Source organism: Vibrio sp. qd031 (assembly GCF_002100145.1).
In the GTDB taxonomy this organism is placed as follows: domain Bacteria; phylum Pseudomonadota; class Gammaproteobacteria; order Enterobacterales; family Vibrionaceae; genus Vibrio.
The window spans coordinates 13,320-35,237 of record NZ_JXQD01000008.1 but is presented as its reverse complement, the minus strand read 5'-3'; the positions used below and the strand labels follow the sequence as shown (position 1 = coordinate 35,237).

Here is a 21,918-nt window from a genome sequence, read left to right as displayed (position 1 = left end):
GCAGTTTTACCCCTCTTAACTATATCAAACGACGCGATTAATCGATGATGATTTCACCACCACTACCGTATTCGATGTTTAGGTTTGACGCCTTTAGAGTGAAAGGCTGTGCACACATGGTGACTTCGCTGCTCCACTGATAGCTTGGAACGTCGGTTTTCACGTCAAGACCAGTACACTCAACGTTGAACTCTTCAATGTTGCCATTATAACTGACGTTTAAAGAACAACTAACCTGCCACTGTTCGTCGATGAATGCGCCATCTTCAAATAAGTCGCTGCTGCCGTCACCATTTAAATCAGCCAATGCGTAAAACTCGCTCTCTGCATCTAGAAGATTCTCTAAACTTACAGGGTAGTCGACATTATCGGGCTCATTATTTATCAGGTAGTTTAGGTCTTCTTTACGCCATGAAATATCTAAAAGAATATTGCTGCCGTTATAGTTTCCGGTGATCAATGGGTTAATCATGCCTGCAACCCACTGTTGGTTATCTTCATCCCAGCGGTACTGGTTGCTAAACCAGAACTCAGCATTGTCAGAGGTTGTTGAGCAGTTGTTTGCATTGCTAGAGGTTGCTATTAAGCCAGCATTAGCGGCCATTTGTTCAAGGCTCTCACTCAGCAGGGCTGCAGGGATAGCGCGATCTTGCGTTTCTGCTCCTTCTTCAACGATCTCTATCAGATGACCCGTAATTGTACTGCCATCAATAAATGCATTGCTTTCACCACCCAGTGTGACAAAGAAAAGTTCCGCCATACTATCGGTTTCAACATCAGTGTATATGTCGGCAATGGTTAAATCGGTATAAACCATCGTGCCATTGACTGAGTCGTAGTATGAGTAGTTTTCTTGGAGATAGTACAAATCCCGATAAACATCTTCATCACCGTTGTATTCACCGCGAGGGGTACCGAGCAATAACTCGGCGTATTTACTGTTACCTGTCTCACCATCCCACTCGTTAAAATAGACAGAACGGCTGCCTAAAGAAATAAGACTATTGTTAGTATTATCGACATACTCTTGGAAATGACCGGCAAAACTCGTGCTAATCTCAAATTCAGACCAGAGGTTTTCGGTATCTTCCCATTCTAATTCAGAAACAGGGTAGCTATCACTTTTAGTTCCATTGTTGTCTAGGCGAAGTACAGGAACGAGAACAGATGCCATATTGGCATAATCTAGACCTGTGAGTACTTGAGATGAATACTCATCATGCCTCCAATTCCCATCATCACCGGAGAAATTACTAAAGCTAGGTAAGTGGACACCTTCAATCGCACCCGTAATGTTCATTGCTTCAGCTGGTGTTTGAATCCCCTCTTCGAGAGGGTTCCAGTCAGTATCAAGCTGGGCTTGATTGAGCAGTTGTAACTCAAGGGGTGAACCTTCGACAGTCCAAGTGGCTGATGCCCCACGCAGTGAGACGGTATGATTACCCGAATCTAAGGTCGCATAACTCACACTGGTTTCCAGTAAGTTACCACTATGATCGATGAAATGTGCTTCAATACGGTACTTGCCAGGCGCTAAGTCAACGCTGGTTCGCACCGTGCCGTCTTGAGCTTTTTCATCGGCATTGAGAGAAACTTGAGAACCAACAAGCTCTTTCTCACGAACGGAGCCGCCCCATATTTCATAGCAGTCGACCTCTTGGTCACCAATAAATGCAGTCTCACAACTGTAGTCTTCATCTTTGTCGTTGTAGATATCTACAGTATCTTCTGCTTCATCCAAACTCCCCACAAACTTGTTACGGAAGAACTTCACTTCCACGGTAGCAATATCACTGCCTATCCAAGCAGCCGACACATCGGGCTCCGGGAATTTAACACCCACATTAAGCGTTGCAGGCAGCAAATCGACTTCGCTATCCACAACTAATTTAGCGGTAGAATCATCGTTACATGCAGCGAGCGTAAGTGCTGCGACTATCGCAAGCGCAATAGGTTTTATTTTACTGTTCATAGTCATTACTTATCCTTGTAGACATTAATCAATAATGATGCCGGTGTTGCCATCTTTTTCAGTAACGGAGAAAGTTACGTCGGCGACATCGGTTTGATTGTTCAAATCGACCACAGTTAAAGTGGCGGTATAGGTTCCAATTTCTAATGAATTAGCGGCGATAGTTGCGCTTGCACCACTCTCAATAGCAGTAACGCCACTACTGAACGTCCACTGGTAATCCAAGTCATCCATCGCTTCATCGGTAACCGATGCAGATAACGTGATTGCAGTTTGGTTGCGCTCACCCTCTTTAACTAACTGGTCGCTAGGACTGGCGGATAGCACGTTGATTTGTGGCGCCTTATCTTCCTCAATCGTGACGGTGGCAATAGCTTCATTGCTTAAACCAAAGGCATCAGTGACTAACAGCTCGATACTGTAATTACCTTCACCCAATGTGCTGGCTGGAATCGTGGCAACCGTTCTGTCTTGATTTACAACCAACCCGCTTATAGCGGTTCCAGACTGGGTTAATTGCCAATCAATAGTCAAATCGCTTAATGCTGAATCATCTTCGATTGTGGCAGTTAGGGTGATGGGTAAACTAAACGTCTCTCCTTCAAGAACAACACCTATACCTTGGTGAGAGTTTTCTATGCTCACCATTGGTGCTTGGTTAGCAACAATTTCGAAAGTGGCAGAGTTAGCCTGCGAATAGTGAGTCCCATCAAAAGCGATGACCGACACGCTGTATTCGCCAACACTTAATGCGCCTTGTTCAATTTCTGCAATGGATAACGCACCAAGCTCTAGGCCGGTGATTTCCTCATCATCTAGCATCACTGACCATTGATAGGTCAACTCAGTTGTAAAGTCGTCACTGGCCTGAGCGAATAAAGTAATGGCTTGATCGTTGCTGCCGTTGTAGCCCGGAACCGTGGTTGGATTTATGCTGAGTGACGTAATTTCTGGAGCCATATCCTCAAGCAGCACGACGCCGATTTCGGCCGTAGCTTGTCCGCTTCGATCATCGGCAACGGTAACTACAACCGTACCAGATTCGCTCAAAGTACAGCGGTCATTAGTTGAGCTACAACCCTGCCAAACGTAACTTAATGGGTCGCCATTACGGTCTATTGCTTGAACTGCAATCGTAACGGCTTGTCCATCATCCACTTTAGATACAGAGCTGCCGGGATTGTAGAGCTGTCCATCAACCACAAACCCTATGATTTCTGGTGCGATATTGTCGTTTTCTTCAACCGATAGACTAAAGGATTTAGTCGACGATTTATCTCCGTCACTGGCGGTAATAACGATTTGATACTTTCCAACATCGCTAAAGCTTATCGCTGCGGTGTTGCTACCACTATTAATGGTGCATGGATAGCTTTCACCGGCATCATTCAAGCACTCTATAGATACAGCAATGGCATCGCCTTCGGGATCGGAAGTGCTCCAACGATAGCGAGATTGCTGGGCTAGTTTAATGCTGTTGCTCCCATCTTGAACCGCAGCAAGAACTGGCGCTTGATTCTCCTTCACAAAATTTAGTGTTGAAGAGTCAGTAACCGTCACAACATGGGTTTTACCTATAGATGAGACTGCTAACGGAGCATCACAAAGCACTTGGCGAGTGTAATAACCATTTTGGTCCGTGTAGGCAAACTCGATATTTGCCTCACTTGCAATTTTTACACGCTGATAAGCGATCGTGGTAGTGCCATCCGTTTTATAGGTGTAACCGTTCAAGGTACAGGCGTAAGGGTTAAGTAACTCTATTTGCTGCGCGTCAGGACACTGAGTGCTTTCTACAGTATTCAGCGTATGGGGTTCATAACGATTCGTTTTGTAATTGTAGACTTGCAGCTCCCAAGTATCTTGGCTGGCACTGCTTCCCACCACAACGGTGTTAAAATTCAGTTTTCCATTGTCTATATAAACCCAGTCTGTACCACCATCACCGAGCGTAATGCTCGCATAACCGAAGTAGGCTTCCGCATTTCGATAGTTAAGCTCAGCGGCGGCGCACATCGCAGTCGACTCACCGGTCTTAATCGGCCAATCAAGGTTTATCCATTCAATCCATTGATTTGCTTCGGTTACTTCAACCCTAACAAACAAATCGTCAGTGTAACCGGTTAGATCAATACTGCCGTCATCAGCAATGTAACCCTCTAAATCGACAGGGGTTGCACCGATATAGTCAGAAACTAAAAGACCATTACCAGCAAATTGCCAGCCTCCGCCACTTTTATAGATATAAATAGGAATTTGGATGTTGGCTTCGGTTAAATCAAAGTCTTTCTGAATCGTTGGGTAAGAACCCTTTGGCACTGCCATAACGATGGACGGGGCTACGCCATCAGCGCTCGCTTGAGCATCGTTTAAAGGCAAAGGTTGCTGATTTTCATCAGTTAATTTGATTTGACTAAAAGTACTGGAAATTAATCGGTACTCTTCATCGTCGTCACTGCGATCAAAAGAAACGCCTTGACCTTGTTCTTCAGTGTCACCTTGTCCTACAAAGTTTCCGGGGAAGTTTTGTATATCACTAGGGTTACTCGAATCAAAATAGGCGACTTCACTGCTGATGGCTTCAACGCTTTCGGGAATATTGGCAACTGGAAGATCGAGAGTGAGCTCGACGTCTTCATCAGCTGCGGCCATCACATCACCAACCAATATTCTCTGGTCTCCCTGAGAATTTTTTACCAGAGAAAAGCGAAGACTAGGAACGCCATTAGCCGAAACCGCAATACTTTCAAGCTCATCTCGTCTAACCGTATTGATTGCTACAGGAGCTAATATGCCGTCGACTTGAACCATCTTAGATTGCTCATTTAGTTCGACAACGCGCTCACTGGAGGTGTAACCGCTTTTACTGAAGCTTACTAGTAATGAATCAGACAGGACCTCTTCAGCCTCAATTGCGGGTACAGTTGCTTCGAAGAAGCCTTGATCATCCGATTGAACAGACAATGACAGCAATGACTGCTGTTGACGATCTAATACGTTGATGGTGACGAGTGCTTGACCGATAGCTGTTCGTTCGGAGGTGACAATTCGGCCGCTGACTGTGTCAGTGGCAATGCCGTTGATGACTTGCGGAGAAGGATCAGGGGAGGGGGTTGTACCACCACCACCGCCTCCGCCACCACCGCCGCCACAGGCGGAAAGCGAAGCTACAATCATAGCTCCAAGTAGTCCTTTACTAAACTTATCCATGAAAAAACCGTCCTAATGGTAATGTATCATTACACATTTTAGGGGTATTAAACACTTTAACAAGATTGCATACGCTTTTAAGGTATTGGTTTATTGAATATTAGATCTTGCTCACTATATGTTCGTCAAGATGCATAAAGACCGTCAAGCAGAAAGCTATACCAAAAACCAAAAAGAAAACTAAGTATAAAGTTTACTTAAGGTAGCTTAATATTTGGCCTAATTGGATAGGTCATGAGCTTTATTTTCGTGTAATAAAAAGTTCAAAAGGCTAATCCACAAGAGTATAACCCGTGTGACTAATCACAGAGTCCAGTACAAAGGCTGGCATAAGCGATTACTGGCAACCAAGCTGCATTTGCGAACGTTGGTTTACAATGTCACGAGTTATTTGCAAGCATTGCGCTTCGTGTTGGTGTGTGAGTTCAAACATCAGTTGGCTATGCTCTGGTGACAAAAGGTCACCTTCACCATAGATAACACCAGCAACGCCTTCCCCCGACAAAGTCGACTTCGGCAAACTGAACCTGCCGCGCTCAAAGCGCAGCTCAATCAAGTTGGTATCAATGGCAAATTCTCCAGCGGGGCTAACGAGAAAGAGTTCGCGTAGATCCAAGTTGCTGTAGCCAGTGAGGCTGTGACTGAACATCGCCGCATCCCCCCCTAATCCAGATAAATCCATTGTTAAATCGCCGAACCCTAGCCAGTTAAGTTGCGGGATAATTGGCTCAATCAACGTTTGGCTAGGAATGCCAAACCCATCGACATGAAGATCCCAAGGCCTGCTTGGCACGCTCATGTCCATATTGGCCTTGGTGTCGATAACGCCATTTTCTAGGGGAATATATAAATCATCAATAACCCACATACCTTCCTGGTTATGGGTGGCGAGCCAAGGTTGCGCGGAATACAACCCAAACGCGTTTAAGGTGTTGGCAGAGGCGGTAAGTCGCCCGTTCCATAACGCAAATTCATTGTCGCTGCGTAAGGTCAGCGAATCCCCTTCAACATCTAAGCCTGAAACCTGCCACAAATTTGGGGTGGCCAGATAGATGACTTGAACATTGCTCAATTTCGCCTTCTCAATGGAAATATCTCGGTACTGCGTAGACAGTTGGTGCAATAGTTGAAGCTGTGACGCTTGTTCGATGTGCCACTTTAAGCCACGAACCGAAAAATTGGACAAATTAATAGCGCTAGGGGTGACTTGGCCACTAAGGTTAATTTGCCCTTGATGCAACTGCGTTGAAAGCTGTTCAATGTTCACATTGTCCTGTGTAAGGGATGCAATCACTATTGGAGATAGCCACAGCTCTCCTTGCCAAACTATATTATCGGCATCTAGAGAGAGTTCGGTATTTTGTTGCCATAGGTCAAATGGCGCGGTTAGCTGAGCCACATTGAGTTGCAAGTCTTCAATTCGATCCTGCTCTAAGTAAAAATGACTGTTTGTGATCGCCAAATTGTCGATACTGGTCACTTTATCTTGCAACCAGTTAACGCTACTGGAGGCAACAGAAGAAAGCGTAGACTGATCATAGGTAAGTTTATCAATTTGCGTATTTAGCAGGCGCCATGTGTCACCTTGCTGCTCTGCCTGAGTTGAAAAAGAGGCTTTATTCCATGCAAAACTGAGTGCGTAGATTTTCGATTCTGAGGGGAAAATATCCATATCAAGGTAGATGTTGTCCAGCGCTTCATTTTGCCAATAAAGCTGTTCAAGTTGAACTTTCAGTTGGCCTTTGGCTACACCGTAGGTCGAATCGCTAGAGAACACTGGCTGAGACAGTTGCAAACTCAAGTTACGAGCAATGACCCCATCAATCGCGAGATCGACGTTGCGCAGTGCGATGTGGTCGATATCAATTTGAGCCGAATGAAGCAGCGACAGTTCATTGATCACCGCTTTATGTTGAATATTCAAGCCAGCAATCAAAAGAGAAGGAATGCTGAGTTGAGAAGGGGAAGACCACTGCCAGTTTACGTGGGCTTCTAGCAGTTCAATATAAGTTTGGTGAGTATCATTGAGCTGCACACCTTGAAGAGTCATGGTGCTGGGAAACTGAAAAGTCGCTTTTTCTGCACTGCGAACACCTTCTATTTGTGGCAGCAGGTAGCGATTAACAATGTTGGTGGCGTAAGGTGAAGTCAGCGTTGCAATTAGCAGTGCGACACTTAATGTCACAATGACCACTATAACCAGTAACAGTTGCCATACTCGCTTCAATATTTCATCCTCAATCCCTTAAACAGCTACAAAGATGAACGATTCTTGCCTTAGACGCAAACAAAAAGGGCGTATCTATGGATACGCCCTTTCGAAGTTAGAGGTAATTCTAATTATTGAGTCTTAATCGAGCTGAGGACCCGCTTTAATCAATGCCTTACCTTCTGCGTTGTCGGTGTATTTGGCAAAGTTCTTAATGAAACGACCGGCCAAATCTTCCGCTTTGCTTTCCCATTGTAGTGGGTCCACATAGGTATCACGCGGGTCCAAAATGTCTGGGTCTACATTGGGCAATGATGTCGGAACTTCCAGATTAAAGATTGGCACTTGAGTGGTTTCTGCATCTTCAATCGAACCATCCAAAATCGCATCAATAATTGCGCGAGTATCTTGAATCGAAATACGCTTGCCACTGCCGTTCCAACCCGTATTCACCAAGTACGCTTCTGCGCCTGCTGCTTCCATACGCTTAACCAATACTTCCGCATATTTGGTTGGGTGAAGTGTTAGGAATGCCGCACCAAAACAGGCAGAGAAAGTGGGTGTTGGCTCAGTAATACCACGTTCAGTACCAGCCAGTTTTGCAGTAAAGCCTGACAGGAAGTGGTATTTGGTTTGCTCTGGTGTCAACTTAGACACAGGAGGTAGTACACCAAACGCATCAGCCGATAGGAAAATCACTTTATTCGCGTGACCGCCTTTCGATACTGGCTTCACAATGTTGTCGATGTGATGCAATGGGTAAGACACGCGAGTATTTTCAGTTTTTGACCCATCGTCAAAGTCGATTGACCCATCGTTGCGAACCGTTACGTTCTCTAGCAAGGCGTCACGACGAATTGCGTTGTAGATGTCTGGTTCAGCTTCTTTAGACAACTTGATGGTTTTTGCGTAACAACCCCCTTCGTAGTTGAAAATACCGTCATCATCCCAGCCGTGTTCATCATCGCCGATCAGAGCGCGTTTAGGATCGGTGGATAGGGTTGTTTTACCCGTGCCAGACAGCCCAAAGAATACCGCTACTTCACCGTCTTCGGCCATATTGGCACTACAGTGCATAGAGGCGATGCCCTTCAGCGGTAAGAAGTAGTTCATCATCGCGAACATGCCTTTCTTCATTTCGCCGCCGTACCAAGTACCGCCAATGAGCTGCATTTTTTCGGTTAAGTTAAAGACTGTGAAGTTTTCTGAGTTCAGACCATGCTCTTTCCATTTCTGGTTAGTGCATTTAGCACCGTTCATCACCACAAAGTCGGGTTCGAACGTTTCTAGCTCAGCCTCGGTTGGTCGAATAAACATGTTTTTCACAAAGTGCGCTTGCCACGCAACTTCGGTAATGATGCGGATGCTTAAACGAGTGTCTGGGTTGGCACCACAGTAACCATCGATCACAAACAAACGCTTGCCCGATAGCTGGCCTGTTACTAATTCTTTCAAATCGTCCCAAATTTCAGGCGTGATTTGTTTGTTATCATTTTTCACCGCATCAGAGGTCCACCACATGTTTTCACGAGTGGTATCGTCCATAACGATGTACTTATCTTTTGGAGAACGACCGGTAAATTCGCCAGTGTCTACTGCGACTGCACCCAACTCAGTTACAATGCCTTTTTCATAGCCTTGTAAATCCTCGCGTGTTTCTTCAGCAAATAGCACTTCATAACTTGGGTTACGCAGTACTTCAGTGACACCAGTTAGACCATGTTTGGTCAGGTCGAGACTTGCAGCTTTAGTATGTTCCATAACAGTCATACGCGCTCCTTTTAGGATAAATTGTAGAGTAATTGTAAGAATTTATAATTTTTGTCAGGCTTCTTGGTGTTTATTTTCCACTCAAACAGTCGATGTCTAACTTCATACTATCCCTGTTTATTGTGTGGTTTTATTTGTTGTGTCACACTTTTGCCTGCTCATTTTATCGTTACAATGATCTCTTGCGCTAGATCAAGTCGGTTAATTTCCCAACAAAAATAAGCTGTAACTTAGTGACTTAAGTGTTTGTTTTATTGTGATGAAATGAACTGTTTTTGTGGTTTAGGGGCTTTTCTGAAAGAAAGTTAGCGACAGAATAATCTAAGGCAAACTAAACTTTGAGTAGAATTAACCCGTAGTACATAATTTAAGCTAATGAAAAACAAGGCCTTATTATGACGATAACGTTACTGTTGCGCAGTTGTTAAATATTATGTTGTTTACAGGTGTAATTTTGTTTTTGTTTCAGCTGTCAAAAATGAGAAAAAAGTCAGTAATTTGATCTTGGATCGATCAAAACAAAAAAAGGAGCCCCACTGGGACTCCTAGAAAATCACTATTAATTGCTAATTTGTTACTTACTGTGCCGCAGATTCTAATGAACGGTAGGCTGATTTCCATCGTTATTGAACAAATCCGCGATTTGCCCAGCATCGAATTCGTAGCTTGAACCACAATAATCACAGTGTAATGCAACAACGCCTTCGGTCTGCAGGATGTCTTCTACCTCAGCACGCTCAATAGTCAGAATCGCACCGGCACTGCGCTCGCGTGAGCAACCGCAGTGAAACTCGACTTCTTGAGATGGAAACAGCTGCACTTTCTCTTGGTTGTACAAACGATACAACAGATCTTGAGCAGGCAAGCTAAACAATTCTTCATCTTTAATAGTATTGGTTAGCTGCTCTAAGTGCTCAAAGTCTTGAGCGCTTCCCGTACCGTCTGGCATAACTTGCAGTAACATGCCGCCAGCATGGGCTTCGCCGTTATGCTCTCCAGTACGGATCCAGATGCGTGTTTTAAGCTGCTCCGAGCGTTCAAAGTACCCTTCGATCACGTCACTTATGGTGTCACCTTCTAAACCAACGACACCTTGGTATTGCTCACCGTTGTTTGGCTTAATAGTGATCACGAGGTGACCTTTACCCATCATCTGATGCAAGGTGGCGTCATCGGCAATATCGCCCTCAAAACGCGCAACACCACGCATCTTTTGCTCGTGGTCACCGTTGATCACGGCCAAAGATACCGGGCCGTCACCTTGCAGTTGCATGGTGATAGAGCCCTCAAACTTAAGGGTCGCGGTTAATAGCGACGTGGCGACGAGCAACTCACCAAGCAACGTTTGCACTGGAGCTGGGTACGTTTTGCTGGCAATAATCTGTTGGAAAGGCTGCGCCAATTGCACAAGCTCACCACGCACAGACAATTCTTCAAACAGGTAACGATTTAGTTGGTTGTTTTCCATTCGGAAGCTCCAATTATTGATGTTTAAACTTAATCAGGTCACGACGCTGTTTTTTATCTGGGCGTCGCTCGGGGCTCGGGTTGTGAGCCAGTATTCTTCGTTGCTCTGCATTACGGTCACGCTTGGCAGAGCTTTCTTGAGTCTCTCGGTAAAGTGTTTGTGCAATCGGAGCGCCTTTACGCTGATCAGACAAAATTAACACTTCAACCGTTTTTTCTTCGTGGCCCTGACGCAGGGTAATGGTTGCGCCCAGCTCGACCAGTTTACTGGGTTTGCTTCGCTGACCATTATAGTGAACCTTACCGCCATCAATCATGTTTCGTGCCAGAGAGCGCGTTTTGTAAAAGCGCGCAGCCCATAACCATTTGTCGAGGCGTATTGAACCGTTATCTGCATTGCCCATGATTTTTTCTTACTCACAGAATTAATTTACCTATTTATGGTGATCCAGCTTACATTTTTCAAGCATAAGAAGAGGAAAATTTCTTGATTAGGCTCAGAGCCGTTATTGGTCTGTGATAGGATGACTGGCTAAGTCAGAAACAACTTCTGGTGTTGATAGATTTAACGCCAGACAAGCGCCATTAAGTGCAGTTAGGATAACTCATGCAAACCACGCTAGGAGCTCATTCGATGCAACGCCTGCTCACTGCCGTTAGCAGTCGGCAAGTCACCCTCAGTCGATGGGTGTTTGCGCTATTGCTGGTAGTGATTGCGTGGCAACTAGGTAAAACCGTGACAACGCTTGTTGAACCGGCACAACCCATTCCTGCATGGACCCCTGCTGTAACCCAGACTACAAATAACGTAACGGATAACCAGAGCAGCATAGCAAACATTGTTGATGCTAATTTGTTTGGTCAGTATCAGCGCGAAGTGGTTGCCGAAAAGCAAGAAGTGAAAGACGCCCCAAAAACTCGACTCAATCTTATACTGGTGGGCGCGGTATCTAGCAGTGATCCAACAAAAAGTTTAGCCGTAGTCTCCAACCGCGGCGCGCAGGAAACCGTGGGCGTTGATGAGATGATCACCGGCACCCGAGCAAAAGTGGTGTCTGTATTACCTGACCGAATTATCATTGAGAATGCAGGCCGTGACGAGACACTGATGCTCGAAGGTATCGATTATCGACAAGCCTCAGCGGCGTCGACGCCAGCACAGCCTTCTCGAGCCCAGTCTAATGTCATTAGCAACAATGCTGATGTGGCGGACTTAGGGGATCTTGATGCGATTAAACAAGCCATCCTCGAGAATCCGCAACAGTTTTTAAAATACATTCGCCTGTCTCAAGTAAACAGAGATGGCGAGTTGTTTGGATACCGCGTACGTCCAGGTCGTGAGCGAGCGCTTTTCGACTCTGTCGGCTTGCAAGACGGCGATTTAGCGGTCGAGCTTAACGGCATCGATTTGACCGACAAATCGGCGATGGGCAGTATTATGCAAAGTTTTAACGAAATGACTGAAGTGAATCTCACGGTAGAGCGAGACAGTCAGCGATACGATATTTATATCCAGTTTTAAGACTAAACTTGGATAGTGAACTAAACGTAGGGAGCAACATGTGAAAGGTGGCTTTAGCAAAAGTGCGTGGCTGTTGATAGGGAGCTTATTGTGGCTTCCAAGCACTCAGGCTAACGAATTCAGTGCCAGCTTCAAGGGAACCGATATTAGTGAGTTCATTAATATTGTGGGTCGAAATCTTGAAAAGACCATTATTGTGGATCCGACTGTGCGTGGCAAAATCGACGTGCGCAGCTACGATGTGCTCAATGAAGAGCAGTACTATCAGTTCTTTTTAAGTGTTCTTGAAGTCTATGGCTTTGCTGTTGTCGAAATGGAAAGTGGCATCTTAAAAGTCATAAAGGCAAAGGATGCAAAAACATCTTCCGTGCCTGTAGTCGGAGATAGCGGCTCCATCAAAGGGGATGCTGTCATCACGCGCGTGGTAGCGGTACGTAATGTATCGGTCCGTGAACTCTCTCCACTACTGCGCCAACTTAACGACAATGCTGGCGCGGGTAACGTCGTGCATTATGATCCCGCGAACATCATTTTGATTACTGGCCGTGCAGCCGTGGTGAACCGGTTAGCCGAGATCATCGAACGTGTTGACCAAGCCGGTGACAAAGAAATTGAAGTGGTAGAGCTCAAAAATGCCTCTGCTGCAGAAATGGTTCGAATTGTCGAAGCGTTAAATAAAAATACCGACGCAAAAAATACTCCAGCGTTTTTGCAACCTCAGCTGGTGGCCGACGATAGAACCAACTCTGTATTAATCTCTGGTGATCCTCAAGTACGCAAACGCCTGCGCAATCTGGTGATGCAACTTGACGTTGAAATGGCCACCAAAGGCAATAATCAGGTAGTGTACTTAAAGTACGCCAAAGCTGAAGAGCTGCTCGACGTACTTCAAGGTGTATCCGACAACTTACAAGCCGATAAACAAGCCAGTAAGGGCACCACCACCACCGCTGGCGGTGACGTGAAAATCTCCGCTCACGTAGGCACTAACTCGCTTATTTTAACTGCGCCGCCCGATATTATGGTGGCGCTGCAAGATGTGATCGCCCAGCTTGATATTCGCCGTGCCCAAGTACTGATTGAGGCACTGATTGTCGAACTAGCGGAAGGCGACGGCGTAAATTTAGGGGTGCAATGGGCCAACTTACAGACAGGTTCAGTGGTGCAATATGGTAACTCTGGAGCCAGTATCGGTCAGGTAGCGATTGGTCTTCAGGATGCTCAAGACACCACAACGACAACCGCAGTTTACGATGATAACGGTGATTTCTTGCGAAATGAAACCACCACAGAGTCGGGTGACTTTACCGCACTAGCCTCTGCTTTGGCCGGCGTAAACGGCGCCGCAATTAGCGTGCTTGCCGGTGATTGGGCGGCGCTTATTTCCGCAGTCGCGACCGATTCCAACTCAAACATTCTGTCGTCACCGAGTATAACCGTCATGGATAATGGTGAGGCCTCATTCATCGTAGGTGAAGAAGTGCCGGTGTTAACTGGCTCGACAGCCGGCTCCACCAATGACAACCCATTCCAAACCGTTGAACGTAAAGAAGTGGGTATCAAACTTAAAGTGATCCCTCAGATTAACGAGGGTGACTCTGTTCAGCTTGATATAGAGCAAGAAGTGTCCAACGTGCTAGGCGCTAATGGCGCGGTAGATGTTCGATTTGCTAAGCGCCAACTCAATACCACGGTAATGGTTGAGGACAGTCAGATGATCGTACTTGGTGGTTTGATTGACGAGCGGGCGTTAGAAAGTGAGTCCAAAGTGCCTATTTTGGGCGACATTCCTATTCTTGGGCATCTGTTTAAATCGACCAGTACTCAAGTAGAAAAGAAAAATCTGATGGTATTTATTAAGCCAACCATCATTCGTGATGGCGTCAGTGCCGACGGCATCACTCAGCGTAAGTACAACTACATTCGCGCCGAGCAGCTGTACAAAGCCGAAGAGGGTTTAAAACTGATGTCAGATGATCTAGTGCCAATAATGCCTAAATTTGGTGACGATATTAGGCACCCAGCCGAGATACAGGCCTTTATTGAACAGTTGGAAGACAAGTAATGGCTGGCGATAACCCTCGCCCAGCCATCGCCACTCGTCAAACTCAAGGACGATTGCCGTTTAGCTTTTCTAAGCGCTTTAATGTCGTGCTAGAGCCTCAAACGGCAGGCCAAATGACCTTGTGGTACATCGAGCCTTTGTCGCTTGACACCTTGTCTGAAGTGCAGCGTGTGGTGACGGAGCCTTTAGAGCTGCGTTCAACCAGCAAAAGTGAGTTCGAAACCAAGCTTGCTAGGGCGTATCAACGAGACTCGTCGGAAGCGCGGCAACTGATGGAAGACATTGGCGCCGACAATGACGACTTTTTCTCTCTTGCCGAAGAGCTGCCTCAAAACGAAGATTTACTGGAAGCCGAAGATGACGCGCCAATCATTAAATTGATCAATGCGATGTTGGGCGAAGCCATCAAAGAAGGCGCTTCCGATATCCACATCGAAACCTTCGAAAAAGCCTTGTCGATACGTTTTCGTGTCGATGGTGTACTTCGGGATGTACTGGCGCCCAGTCGCAAGCTCGCTCCGTTATTAGTGTCGCGTGTCAAAGTGATGGCAAAGCTCGATATCGCAGAAAAGCGCATTCCACAAGATGGGCGGATTTCTCTGCTCATTGGTGGGCGAGCGGTAGACGTTCGTGTATCGACCATGCCTTCATCGCACGGCGAGCGAGTAGTAATGCGACTTCTGGATAAAAATGCGACCCGTCTCGACTTGCATTCATTGGGTATGACACCGCGCAATCAAGAGATTTTTCAAACGCTCATCAAAAGGCCACATGGCATTATTTTGGTGACCGGACCTACCGGGTCGGGTAAATCGACCACCTTGTATGCAGGTCTAACCGAGTTAAACAGCGCCGAGCGCAATATCCTCACCGTAGAAGATCCGATTGAATTCGATATTGATGGCATTGGTCAGACGCAAGTGAACACCAAGGTCGACATGACGTTTGCGCGCGGGTTACGCGCGATACTGCGTCAAGACCCTGATGTGGTCATGGTCGGTGAGATCCGCGATCTCGAAACCGCTCAAATTGCGGTTCAAGCGTCATTAACTGGCCACTTAGTGATGTCGACGCTGCACACCAACAGTGCCATTGGTTCCATCACACGTCTTCGCGATATGGGCATCGAGCCCTTCTTAGTCTCTTCATCGCTGTTAGGCATATTAGCGCAACGACTGGTTAGAACCTTGTGTGAACACTGTAAAGTGCCGTTTGAGGCCGATGCGAGTCAACGCGCATGGTTTGATGTGGCAGAGAGTGAGTCATTAACCTTGTACAAACCTCATGGCTGTGAAAAGTGCAACCAAAAGGGCTATCGTGGCCGTACCGGTATTCACGAGTTGCTGGTTGTTGATGACCATGTGCAAGAGCTTATCCACAGTGAACAAGGTGAAATGGTTATAGAAAAAGCCATTCGTCAGTATACGCCGAGTATCCGTGACGATGGGCTGCTCAAGGTGCGCCAAGGGCAAACCACACTTGAAGAAATCCTTCGCGTGACCAAAGAGGGATAGTCGTGGCAGCGTTTGAATACAAAGCCCTTGATGGCAAAGGAAAACAAAAGAAAGGGTTATTAGAGGCCGACACACCCAGGCAGGTAAGGCAGCGTTTAAAAGAGCAGGGTCTTTTTCCAGTCGAAGTCATCGAGACTAAGGCCAAGCAAAACAAACAAGCGAAGTCGGCGTTTTCTTACCAGCGTAAAATCAGCACCGCCGAATTGTCACTGCTCACTCGGCAGTTGGCCACGTTAGTTCAAGCCGCCATGCCGTTAGAAGAGTGTTTACGTGCTGTCGCAGAACAATCGGAAAGCGCCCGTATTGGCAACATGCTAATGGGGGTCAGAGCCAAAGTGGTTGAAGGCTATACCTTAGCGGACTCGCTGCGTGAATACCCTCAAGTCTTTGATGATCTGTTTTGTTCAATGGTGGCAGCGGGTGAAAAGTCGGGCCATTTAGATGCGGTGCTGGAGCGCCTTGCGGATTACGCTGAGAAAAGACAGCAATTAAAATCCAAATTGCAGCAAGCGATGATTTATCCGGTGATGCTGATTGTGATCGCCGTAAGCGTTGTGGCCTTTTTGCTGGCCACTGTGGTGCCTAAAATCGTGGCGCAATTTGTGCAGATGGGGCAAGAGCTGCCAACACCGACCCAAGTGTTACTGATATTAAGTGACTTTGTTTTAGACTACGGTGTGGCGATTTGCGTGGCTTTAGTGCTGCTGGTGATCGTAAGCAAACTGTTGTTGAAGCGCCCAGCGATACGGCTAAAGTGGGACCAAAAAGTGCTGAATCTGCCCGTCATTGGCAAAGTCGCTAGAGGACTTAACACCTCACGTTTTGCTCGAACACTGTCGATTTGTACCTCCAGCGCCATTCCCCTATTAGAAGGTATGATGGTTGCAGCGGACGTAATGGGGAACCAATTCTTTAAACAACAGGTCTTAGAAGCGGCAGACAAAGTACGTGAAGGCGGGAGTTTACGACGTTCATTAGAGCAAACTAAGCTGTTTCCACCGATGATGCTGCACATGATCGCCAGTGGAGAACAAAGTGGCGAACTTGAGCAAATGCTCACGCGCTCTGCCGACAACCAAGATCGTGACTTTGAATCTCAGGTCAATATCGCACTTGGCGTCTTTCAGCCGCTGTTAGTTGTGGCGATGGCAGGGGTGGTGCTTTTCATTGTCGTTGCCACTATATTGCCATTAATGGAAATGAATAATTTAGTATCAGGGTAGATGAATAACTGCCCATTTTGGAGAAGTAAGATGAACAACAAACAACGCGGTTTCACACTGTTAGAAGTAATGGTCGTGATCGTCATTTTGGGTATTTTGGCCAGCATTGTGGCGCCAAATATACTCGGAAACAAAGAGCAAGCGGACCAGAAAAAGGCCGTGACCGACATTGTTGCATTGGAAAATGCCCTAGACATGTACAAGCTCGACAACAGCGTCTATCCCACCACCGATCAAGGGTTAGAAGCGTTAGTGTCTGAGCCAAGCATTTCTCCTGAGCCTCGTAATTACAAAAACGGTGGTTACATTCGTCGTTTACCTACTGACCCATGGGGCAATGCGTACCAATACATTAGCCCAGGGGATAAAGGCAGCATCGATATCTTTACGCTTGGCGCTGATGGCCAAGAGGGTGGCGAAGATGCCGCAGCAGATATCGGTAACTGGAACCTTCAAGACTTTCAATAAGCCCACGTCCTAGTTCATCGCCGAAGACTCTTCCTATGTCTGCTCGAGCGTTCACCCGTTTACACCCAAGCCGTGCTGACAATCAGCGCGGCTTTACCCTTATTGAGCTAATGTTGGTGTTGGTCATATTGTCGGTAGGCGCTGGCGCTGTGGTGATGGCACTTCCTCAAAGTGAAGACGATAAGCTCGAACAAGCGACGCGCTCGTTGCAGCTGCGATTGCAGCTACTGTCCGACGAGGCTCTGTTGTCGGGGATCACGTACGGCTTGCATGTCGACAATGACGCGGCTATTTATCAGTGGGGGCAGTTAACCAGTGACGGCTGGCAGGCAATAGAGCATCGCCAAATACCAGCTAAGCAAGAGCTCGATGGCGTTGAACTATCTTTGGTGTTGGGTGCTGAAGACGCTGACCAGCGGTGGTTTAACGACACATTGTTTGATGGCGACGGCAGCTTGTTTGAGCAAGGCAGCTTTGATGATGACAGCAAACCAGCCTTCCCTGAGCCGCAAGTATGGATCACCGCCAACGGTGAGATCACCGAAGCTCGGGTCATACTGTACCCCACACGACAAAGCAACGATGAGCAGCAAAACTGGCGGGTCGTGATCCTCGAAAATGGCAGCATCATTTTACTGCGCCCAAATCAGAGTATGGAGCAGTGGCTTGATGCTCAGGAGGAGAGCGATGCCTAGAGCCTCAACCACCTCCAAAAAAACAGCGAGGCATGACGCTGATTGAAGTCATGGTGGCTTTGGCGATATTTGCTACCGCTTCTTTGGCCGTTATTCAAGCCGTTTCGTCACACATTAATAGCCTTGGGTATCTAGAAGAAAAAACCTTAGCCGCGATGGTTGTCGACAATCAGATGGCGGCCCTCTATCTGCAAGCGACGCCCAATTTAAGTCAAAAAGGCAAAGTGAGCATGGCCAACCGAGAATGGTATTGGCAGGTGACTCCTATTGAAACCAGTAATGACATGCTCAAAGCCATGGACGTTAGCGTGTCACTGCAACCCGACTACTCTAGTCCTTTAGTTACGGTGAGAAGTTATGTCACGCCGTAAACTAACTCACCAGATACGCCTAACACATGGCTTCACTCTCATTGAGGTGTTGGTGGCCATCGCCGTTTTTGCAAGCCTGAGTGTTGCGGCGTACACCGTGCTTAATCAGGTGCAGCGAAGCAATGCGCAATCCATGTCGACAGTGAGCGATCTTCAAGCATTTCAAAAAGCCTGGTCAATGATTGACAGTGATTTTCGCCAAATGGCGCTTCGCCAGTGGCGTCATGAAGGAGAAAGCCCTTCCGAATACCTGTTGGCCTGGGGACCGGGTATTCTCGAGTCCGAACTCAATGGCGTCATGTTTACTCGCTTAGGCTACAGCAACCCGATGTCACAACTGCCGCGTGGTGAAGTCACCAAGGTAGGATACCGAGTTAAAGATCAGGCACTGCAACGAGTATGGTGGCGCTACCCAGATACATCGGTGAGCGAGCCGGCGATAGAGCGAACGCTACTAAAAAACGTCGAAAGCTTTGAACTGCAGTTTTATAACGGCAGCGAATGGTTGAATGAGTGGGCGGTTAAATATGAGCTGCCCTACGCGGTAAAGATGACTCTTGAGCTAGAGAAATGGGGCACAATCGAACGCCTTTACTTGGTGACTCAAGGACGCGTAGATACAGCCGCCTCCGCCGAAGAGGACAACCAATAATGTGGGGTCAGAGTCGCTTAGGCCGTCATCAGTCAGGCGTCGCACTTATCGTGGTGCTGATGTTGCTTGCGATTATGGCCGCGATTGCCGCGACCATGTCAGAAAGACTGACGCTTGGGATCAGCCGCTCGGCGCAAAAGAATGACCATCAGCAAGCCTATTGGTATGCTGTAGGTGTGGAGCAGCTTGCAAAATATGGCATTGAAGAAAGCTTCTCTGACAGTGATACGGTAAATTTATCTCAGCCGTGGGCGCTTGATGACCAGGTATTCCCACTGGACTATGGTGAAGCGCGCGGCCGAATGGTCGATAAGCAGGCGTGTTTTAACCTTAATGGGCTAGCGCAGCTCAGTTTGGATGGCTCGGAAAACGAACGGCCATATTTAATGTTAGCGCTAATTCAATTACTGAAATCGAAACAGATTGATGAGTATCAGGCGGAAGTGATTGTCGACTCTCTATATGAATTTGTCGACAGCGACTCGTCAGTGGTAACACTATCCGGTGTGGAGGAGAGCAGCTATGAAGCGCTCAAACCCGCTTATTTATCACCCAATGGCCTGCTCAGTGACAGCAGCGAGCTGCGCAGTATCTATCAAGTCGATAGAAATGTGATGCATCAATTGCGAGGGTTGGTGTGCGCTTTACCCACCGATCAGTATTTATTGAATGTAAATACGGTCCGAGAGTGGCAAGCGCCACTGTTAGAAGCGATGTTCAATGGAGAGCTATCGCTCGATGATGCGACGCAAATTATTGAGAACAGACCGTTTGACGGTTGGGGCAGCGTCGATGAGTTTATGCAAGAAGGCGCGATTAACGCGCTAAACTCGGACATCAAAAATAACGCGAAGGCCCACTTTAGTGTTGATAGCCGTTATTTTGAGCTAGATGGAGAAGTACTGGTCGGAGACTCACGGATCCGTGTACGCAGTCTATTTTTTAGTAATGACAAACAATCGGTGCAGGTCGTAAGGCGCCGCTTTGGAGGGATCGTTGAGCGAATACCTAACCCTGAGGCTGAGTGATCGCCCGGGATGTACGCTACCTTGGGTTGTCTGGTCAACTGCCGAACAGCAGGTGATTGCTAGTGGTGAGCTAGAATCCATAAAAGAGCTTGAACAGTTACGTGACGTCGCGGGAAATCGTGCCGTGATTGGTGTACTGGACGCATCGGATGTATCGCTAAAGTCGGTTGAGATCCCTAAAGTGAGCGCCCGTCAATTGACCGGGATGTTACCTTTTTTGCTCGAAGATGAATTGGCGCAAGATCCCGAGCAAGTCAATGTCACCCTTTTACATCGAGACAACGATGCAGAAGGCGGCCCGCGAGCTCACGTGGCCGTTGTCGATAAATCGCTCATCGACTTTTGGTATCAAAGCCTAAAAGATGTGGGTATTGAGCTGAAAAAGCTGTTGCCAGACGTTATCGCTCTTGGGGCGACAGAGCCCAAATCTCAGGCGCCGATATTACTTAGTGTTGGCTCGCAATGGCTATTGCACCACTCCAAAACTTTAGGTGTGGTGTTTGACAACGCTCAGCTTCCTATGGCGTTAGACAGTGAGCTTTTCGACAATTATCGTGAGCCCAACGATTCTGCAGGCGTCTTGGTGCACCTTCAACACGATCAAACCTTCCCACACAGTGAGATACAGTGGCACGCCGCCGAGCCTGAGCTTGGCATTGTGGTGCTGGCCAAAGGCGCCATAGCCAGCTCAGTGAACCTATTGAGTGGTCTATATAAAAAGCCATCGCTGTGGCGTAAGCATTTAAGAGTGTGGACAAGCGTGTTGGTGGCATGTGTGGTGTTGCTTGGAGTCTTCTTGGGGCAATCGTATTGGCACGTTAACCAACTCCAACAACAAGCCGATGCGTACCAGCAGGCGCGCGAAGCCATTGTGCGTAAAGTCTTACCCGACAGACGCAACTTTCCCACCGTTAGCTACTTAAAACGATTGCTCGATGATGAAGTGACTTTACTCAATGGCGGCACCATTGAACAAGGGTTACTCGAGTGGCTAAGCGTTGTTCCTCAAGGGTTGGAAAATAACCCTAATGTGGACATTACTGCGCTTAAGTTTGATCGAGGAAGAGAAGAGCTAAGGCTGGATGTGCTTGGTCCTGATTTTCAAACCTTTGAGTCTTTGCGTGAAAACTTTGCCACGGTGAGTCAGGTCGAGCTCGGTTCGCTCAGTCGCAGTAGTGACGGCAAGGTCAGTGGCCAGTTTGTGTTGAAGGTAACCCAATGAATGAACGTTTAACTTCGGTCATCGAACCGATAAACCAATGGTGGAAAGGCATTTCTCCCCGCGAGAAACTGTTAGTCATCGTTTTATCGGTACTCTTGGTCATTGCATCGATTTACTGGGGCGTTATTGCGCCACTGCAAGCGCAAAAAGCCTCGGCCGAGCAGCGCCTTATTAGCGAAAGACAGCTCTACAGTTGGGTAGAAGACAAAGCCAATCAGATCACTTCGCTGCGCGCTGAGCGCGGACAAGTAAGGGTAAACAATCAAGCCTTAAACCAAGTGGTTTCAAGCAGTGTTAAACGCTACAAGATAGATCTTCAGCGCGTTCAACCACGAGACGAAGCACTGCAAGTCGTCATTGGACCGCTTGCGTTTAATACTCTGGTGCAGTGGCTGGAGTTTTTGCAGAAACAGTACGGGGTCAAAGTCGAGTTTATGGACATAAACCAAACCGATACTGAAGGTGTAGTGGAAGTGAAAAGACTGCAGTTAACCCGTTAATAAAGCGGAATGTTGCCGTTAATTGCGTAA

Annotated in this window: 17 protein-coding genes; 11 read left to right on the top strand and 6 right to left on the bottom strand. The window is 47.2% G+C overall.

The genetic code is table 11. The features are described 5' to 3' along the window. Positions 1–37 precede the first annotated feature (37 nt). From ST37_RS04830 to hslR, 6 genes are all read right to left on the bottom strand, one after another. Entirely contained in the window at positions 38–1,972 is a 1,935-nt protein-coding gene (locus ST37_RS04830; RefSeq protein ID WP_143698128.1) for a hypothetical protein, read from the bottom strand. A 24-nt stretch (positions 1,973–1,996) separates the two neighbouring features. Further along, positions 1,997–5,182, bottom strand: coding sequence for a hypothetical protein (locus ST37_RS04825; protein WP_084884258.1), 3,186 nt, complete (start codon positions 5,180–5,182; stop codon positions 1,997–1,999). Positions 5,183–5,519: 337 nt separating this feature from the next. Further along, entirely contained in the window at positions 5,520–7,409 is a 1,890-nt protein-coding gene (locus ST37_RS04820; protein ID WP_172400930.1) for an AsmA family protein, read from the bottom strand. A gap of 123 nt (positions 7,410–7,532) precedes the next feature. Beyond that, a complete protein-coding gene (gene pckA, locus ST37_RS04815; protein ID WP_084884255.1) occupies positions 7,533–9,161 on the bottom strand; it encodes a phosphoenolpyruvate carboxykinase (ATP) in 1,629 nt (542 codons plus the stop codon). A 595-nt stretch (positions 9,162–9,756) separates the two neighbouring features. After that, the gene (hslO, locus tag ST37_RS04810; RefSeq protein ID WP_084884253.1) at positions 9,757–10,629 is read right to left on the bottom strand and encodes an Hsp33 family molecular chaperone HslO; all 873 of its coding nucleotides are present in this window, start codon (positions 10,627–10,629) and stop codon (positions 9,757–9,759) included. 13 nt (positions 10,630–10,642) lie between these two features. After that, a complete protein-coding gene (gene hslR, locus ST37_RS04805; protein WP_084884251.1) occupies positions 10,643–11,032 on the bottom strand; it encodes a ribosome-associated heat shock protein Hsp15 in 390 nt (129 codons plus the stop codon). A 203-nt stretch (positions 11,033–11,235) separates the two neighbouring features. Between hslR and gspC the strand changes: the two genes are divergently transcribed. Genes gspC through ST37_RS04750 form a run of 11 tightly spaced genes read left to right on the top strand, consistent with a single transcriptional unit; the run spans position 11,236 to position 21,888 of the window. Then, positions 11,236–12,150, top strand: a complete 915-nt coding sequence (gspC, locus tag ST37_RS04800) for a type II secretion system protein GspC (RefSeq protein WP_143698127.1) — start codon at positions 11,236–11,238, stop codon at positions 12,148–12,150. Positions 12,151–12,190: 40 nt separating this feature from the next. Continuing rightward, on the top strand, positions 12,191–14,215 hold the full coding sequence (gene gspD / locus ST37_RS04795; protein WP_084884250.1) for a type II secretion system secretin GspD: 2,025 nt from the start codon (positions 12,191–12,193) through the stop codon (positions 14,213–14,215). Next, on the top strand, positions 14,215–15,729 hold the full coding sequence (gene gspE / locus ST37_RS04790) for a type II secretion system ATPase GspE (protein ID WP_084884248.1): 1,515 nt from the start codon (positions 14,215–14,217) through the stop codon (positions 15,727–15,729). Before gspD ends, gspE begins: the two co-directional genes overlap by 1 nt. 2 nt (positions 15,730–15,731) lie before the next feature. After that, positions 15,732–16,952, top strand: coding sequence for a type II secretion system inner membrane protein GspF (gspF, locus tag ST37_RS04785; RefSeq protein ID WP_084884246.1), 1,221 nt, complete (start codon positions 15,732–15,734; stop codon positions 16,950–16,952). Between the two features lie 30 nt (positions 16,953–16,982). Then, a complete protein-coding gene (gspG, locus tag ST37_RS04780) occupies positions 16,983–17,420 on the top strand; it encodes a type II secretion system major pseudopilin GspG (RefSeq protein WP_084884244.1) in 438 nt (145 codons plus the stop codon). 35 nt (positions 17,421–17,455) lie between these two features. Continuing rightward, a complete protein-coding gene (locus ST37_RS04775) occupies positions 17,456–18,115 on the top strand; it encodes a GspH/FimT family pseudopilin (protein WP_084884242.1) in 660 nt (219 codons plus the stop codon). Positions 18,116–18,147: 32 nt separating this feature from the next. Beyond that, positions 18,148–18,486, top strand: coding sequence for a type II secretion system minor pseudopilin GspI (gspI, locus tag ST37_RS04770; RefSeq protein ID WP_084884240.1), 339 nt, complete (start codon positions 18,148–18,150; stop codon positions 18,484–18,486). Beyond that, on the top strand, positions 18,473–19,138 hold the full coding sequence (gene gspJ, locus ST37_RS04765) for a type II secretion system minor pseudopilin GspJ (protein WP_084884239.1): 666 nt from the start codon (positions 18,473–18,475) through the stop codon (positions 19,136–19,138). Before gspI ends, gspJ begins: the two co-directional genes overlap by 14 nt. Continuing rightward, on the top strand, positions 19,138–20,166 hold the full coding sequence (gspK, locus tag ST37_RS04760) for a type II secretion system minor pseudopilin GspK (protein WP_084884237.1): 1,029 nt from the start codon (positions 19,138–19,140) through the stop codon (positions 20,164–20,166). The genes gspJ and gspK overlap by 1 nt, the downstream gene beginning before the upstream one ends. Beyond that, positions 20,135–21,388 (top strand): type II secretion system protein GspL, encoded by a 1,254-nt coding sequence (gene gspL, locus ST37_RS04755; protein WP_172400929.1) that lies wholly within the window; start codon positions 20,135–20,137, stop codon positions 21,386–21,388. Before gspK ends, gspL begins: the two co-directional genes overlap by 32 nt. Then, the gene (locus ST37_RS04750; RefSeq protein WP_084884234.1) at positions 21,385–21,888 is read left to right on the top strand and encodes a type II secretion system protein M; all 504 of its coding nucleotides are present in this window, start codon (positions 21,385–21,387) and stop codon (positions 21,886–21,888) included. The genes gspL and ST37_RS04750 overlap by 4 nt, the downstream gene beginning before the upstream one ends. Positions 21,889–21,918: the final 30 nt, after the last annotated feature.

What these genes read in the sequence shown, in the direction of transcription:
- ST37_RS04830 (WP_143698128.1), bottom strand. Translation starts at nt 1,972, where the DNA reads ATGAACAGTAAAATAAAACCTATTGCGCTTGCGATAGTCGCAGCACTT.
- ST37_RS04825 (WP_084884258.1), bottom strand. Translation starts at nt 5,182, where the DNA reads ATGGATAAGTTTAGTAAAGGACTACTTGGAGCTATGATTGTAGCTTCG.
- pckA (WP_084884255.1), bottom strand. Translation starts at nt 9,161, where the DNA reads ATGACTGTTATGGAACATACTAAAGCTGCAAGTCTCGACCTGACCAAA.
- hslO (WP_084884253.1), bottom strand. Translation starts at nt 10,629, where the DNA reads ATGGAAAACAACCAACTAAATCGTTACCTGTTTGAAGAATTGTCTGTG.
- hslR (WP_084884251.1), bottom strand. Translation starts at nt 11,032, where the DNA reads ATGGGCAATGCAGATAACGGTTCAATACGCCTCGACAAATGGTTATGG.
- gspC (WP_143698127.1), top strand. Translation starts at nt 11,236, where the DNA reads ATGCAAACCACGCTAGGAGCTCATTCGATGCAACGCCTGCTCACTGCC.
- gspE (WP_084884248.1), top strand. Translation starts at nt 14,215, where the DNA reads ATGGCTGGCGATAACCCTCGCCCAGCCATCGCCACTCGTCAAACTCAA.
- gspG (WP_084884244.1), top strand. Translation starts at nt 16,983, where the DNA reads ATGAACAACAAACAACGCGGTTTCACACTGTTAGAAGTAATGGTCGTG.
- ST37_RS04775 (WP_084884242.1), top strand. Translation starts at nt 17,456, where the DNA reads ATGTCTGCTCGAGCGTTCACCCGTTTACACCCAAGCCGTGCTGACAAT.
- gspI (WP_084884240.1), top strand. Translation starts at nt 18,148, where the DNA reads ATGACGCTGATTGAAGTCATGGTGGCTTTGGCGATATTTGCTACCGCT.
- gspJ (WP_084884239.1), top strand. Translation starts at nt 18,473, where the DNA reads ATGTCACGCCGTAAACTAACTCACCAGATACGCCTAACACATGGCTTC.
- gspK (WP_084884237.1), top strand. Translation starts at nt 19,138, where the DNA reads ATGTGGGGTCAGAGTCGCTTAGGCCGTCATCAGTCAGGCGTCGCACTT.
- ST37_RS04750 (WP_084884234.1), top strand. Translation starts at nt 21,385, where the DNA reads ATGAATGAACGTTTAACTTCGGTCATCGAACCGATAAACCAATGGTGG.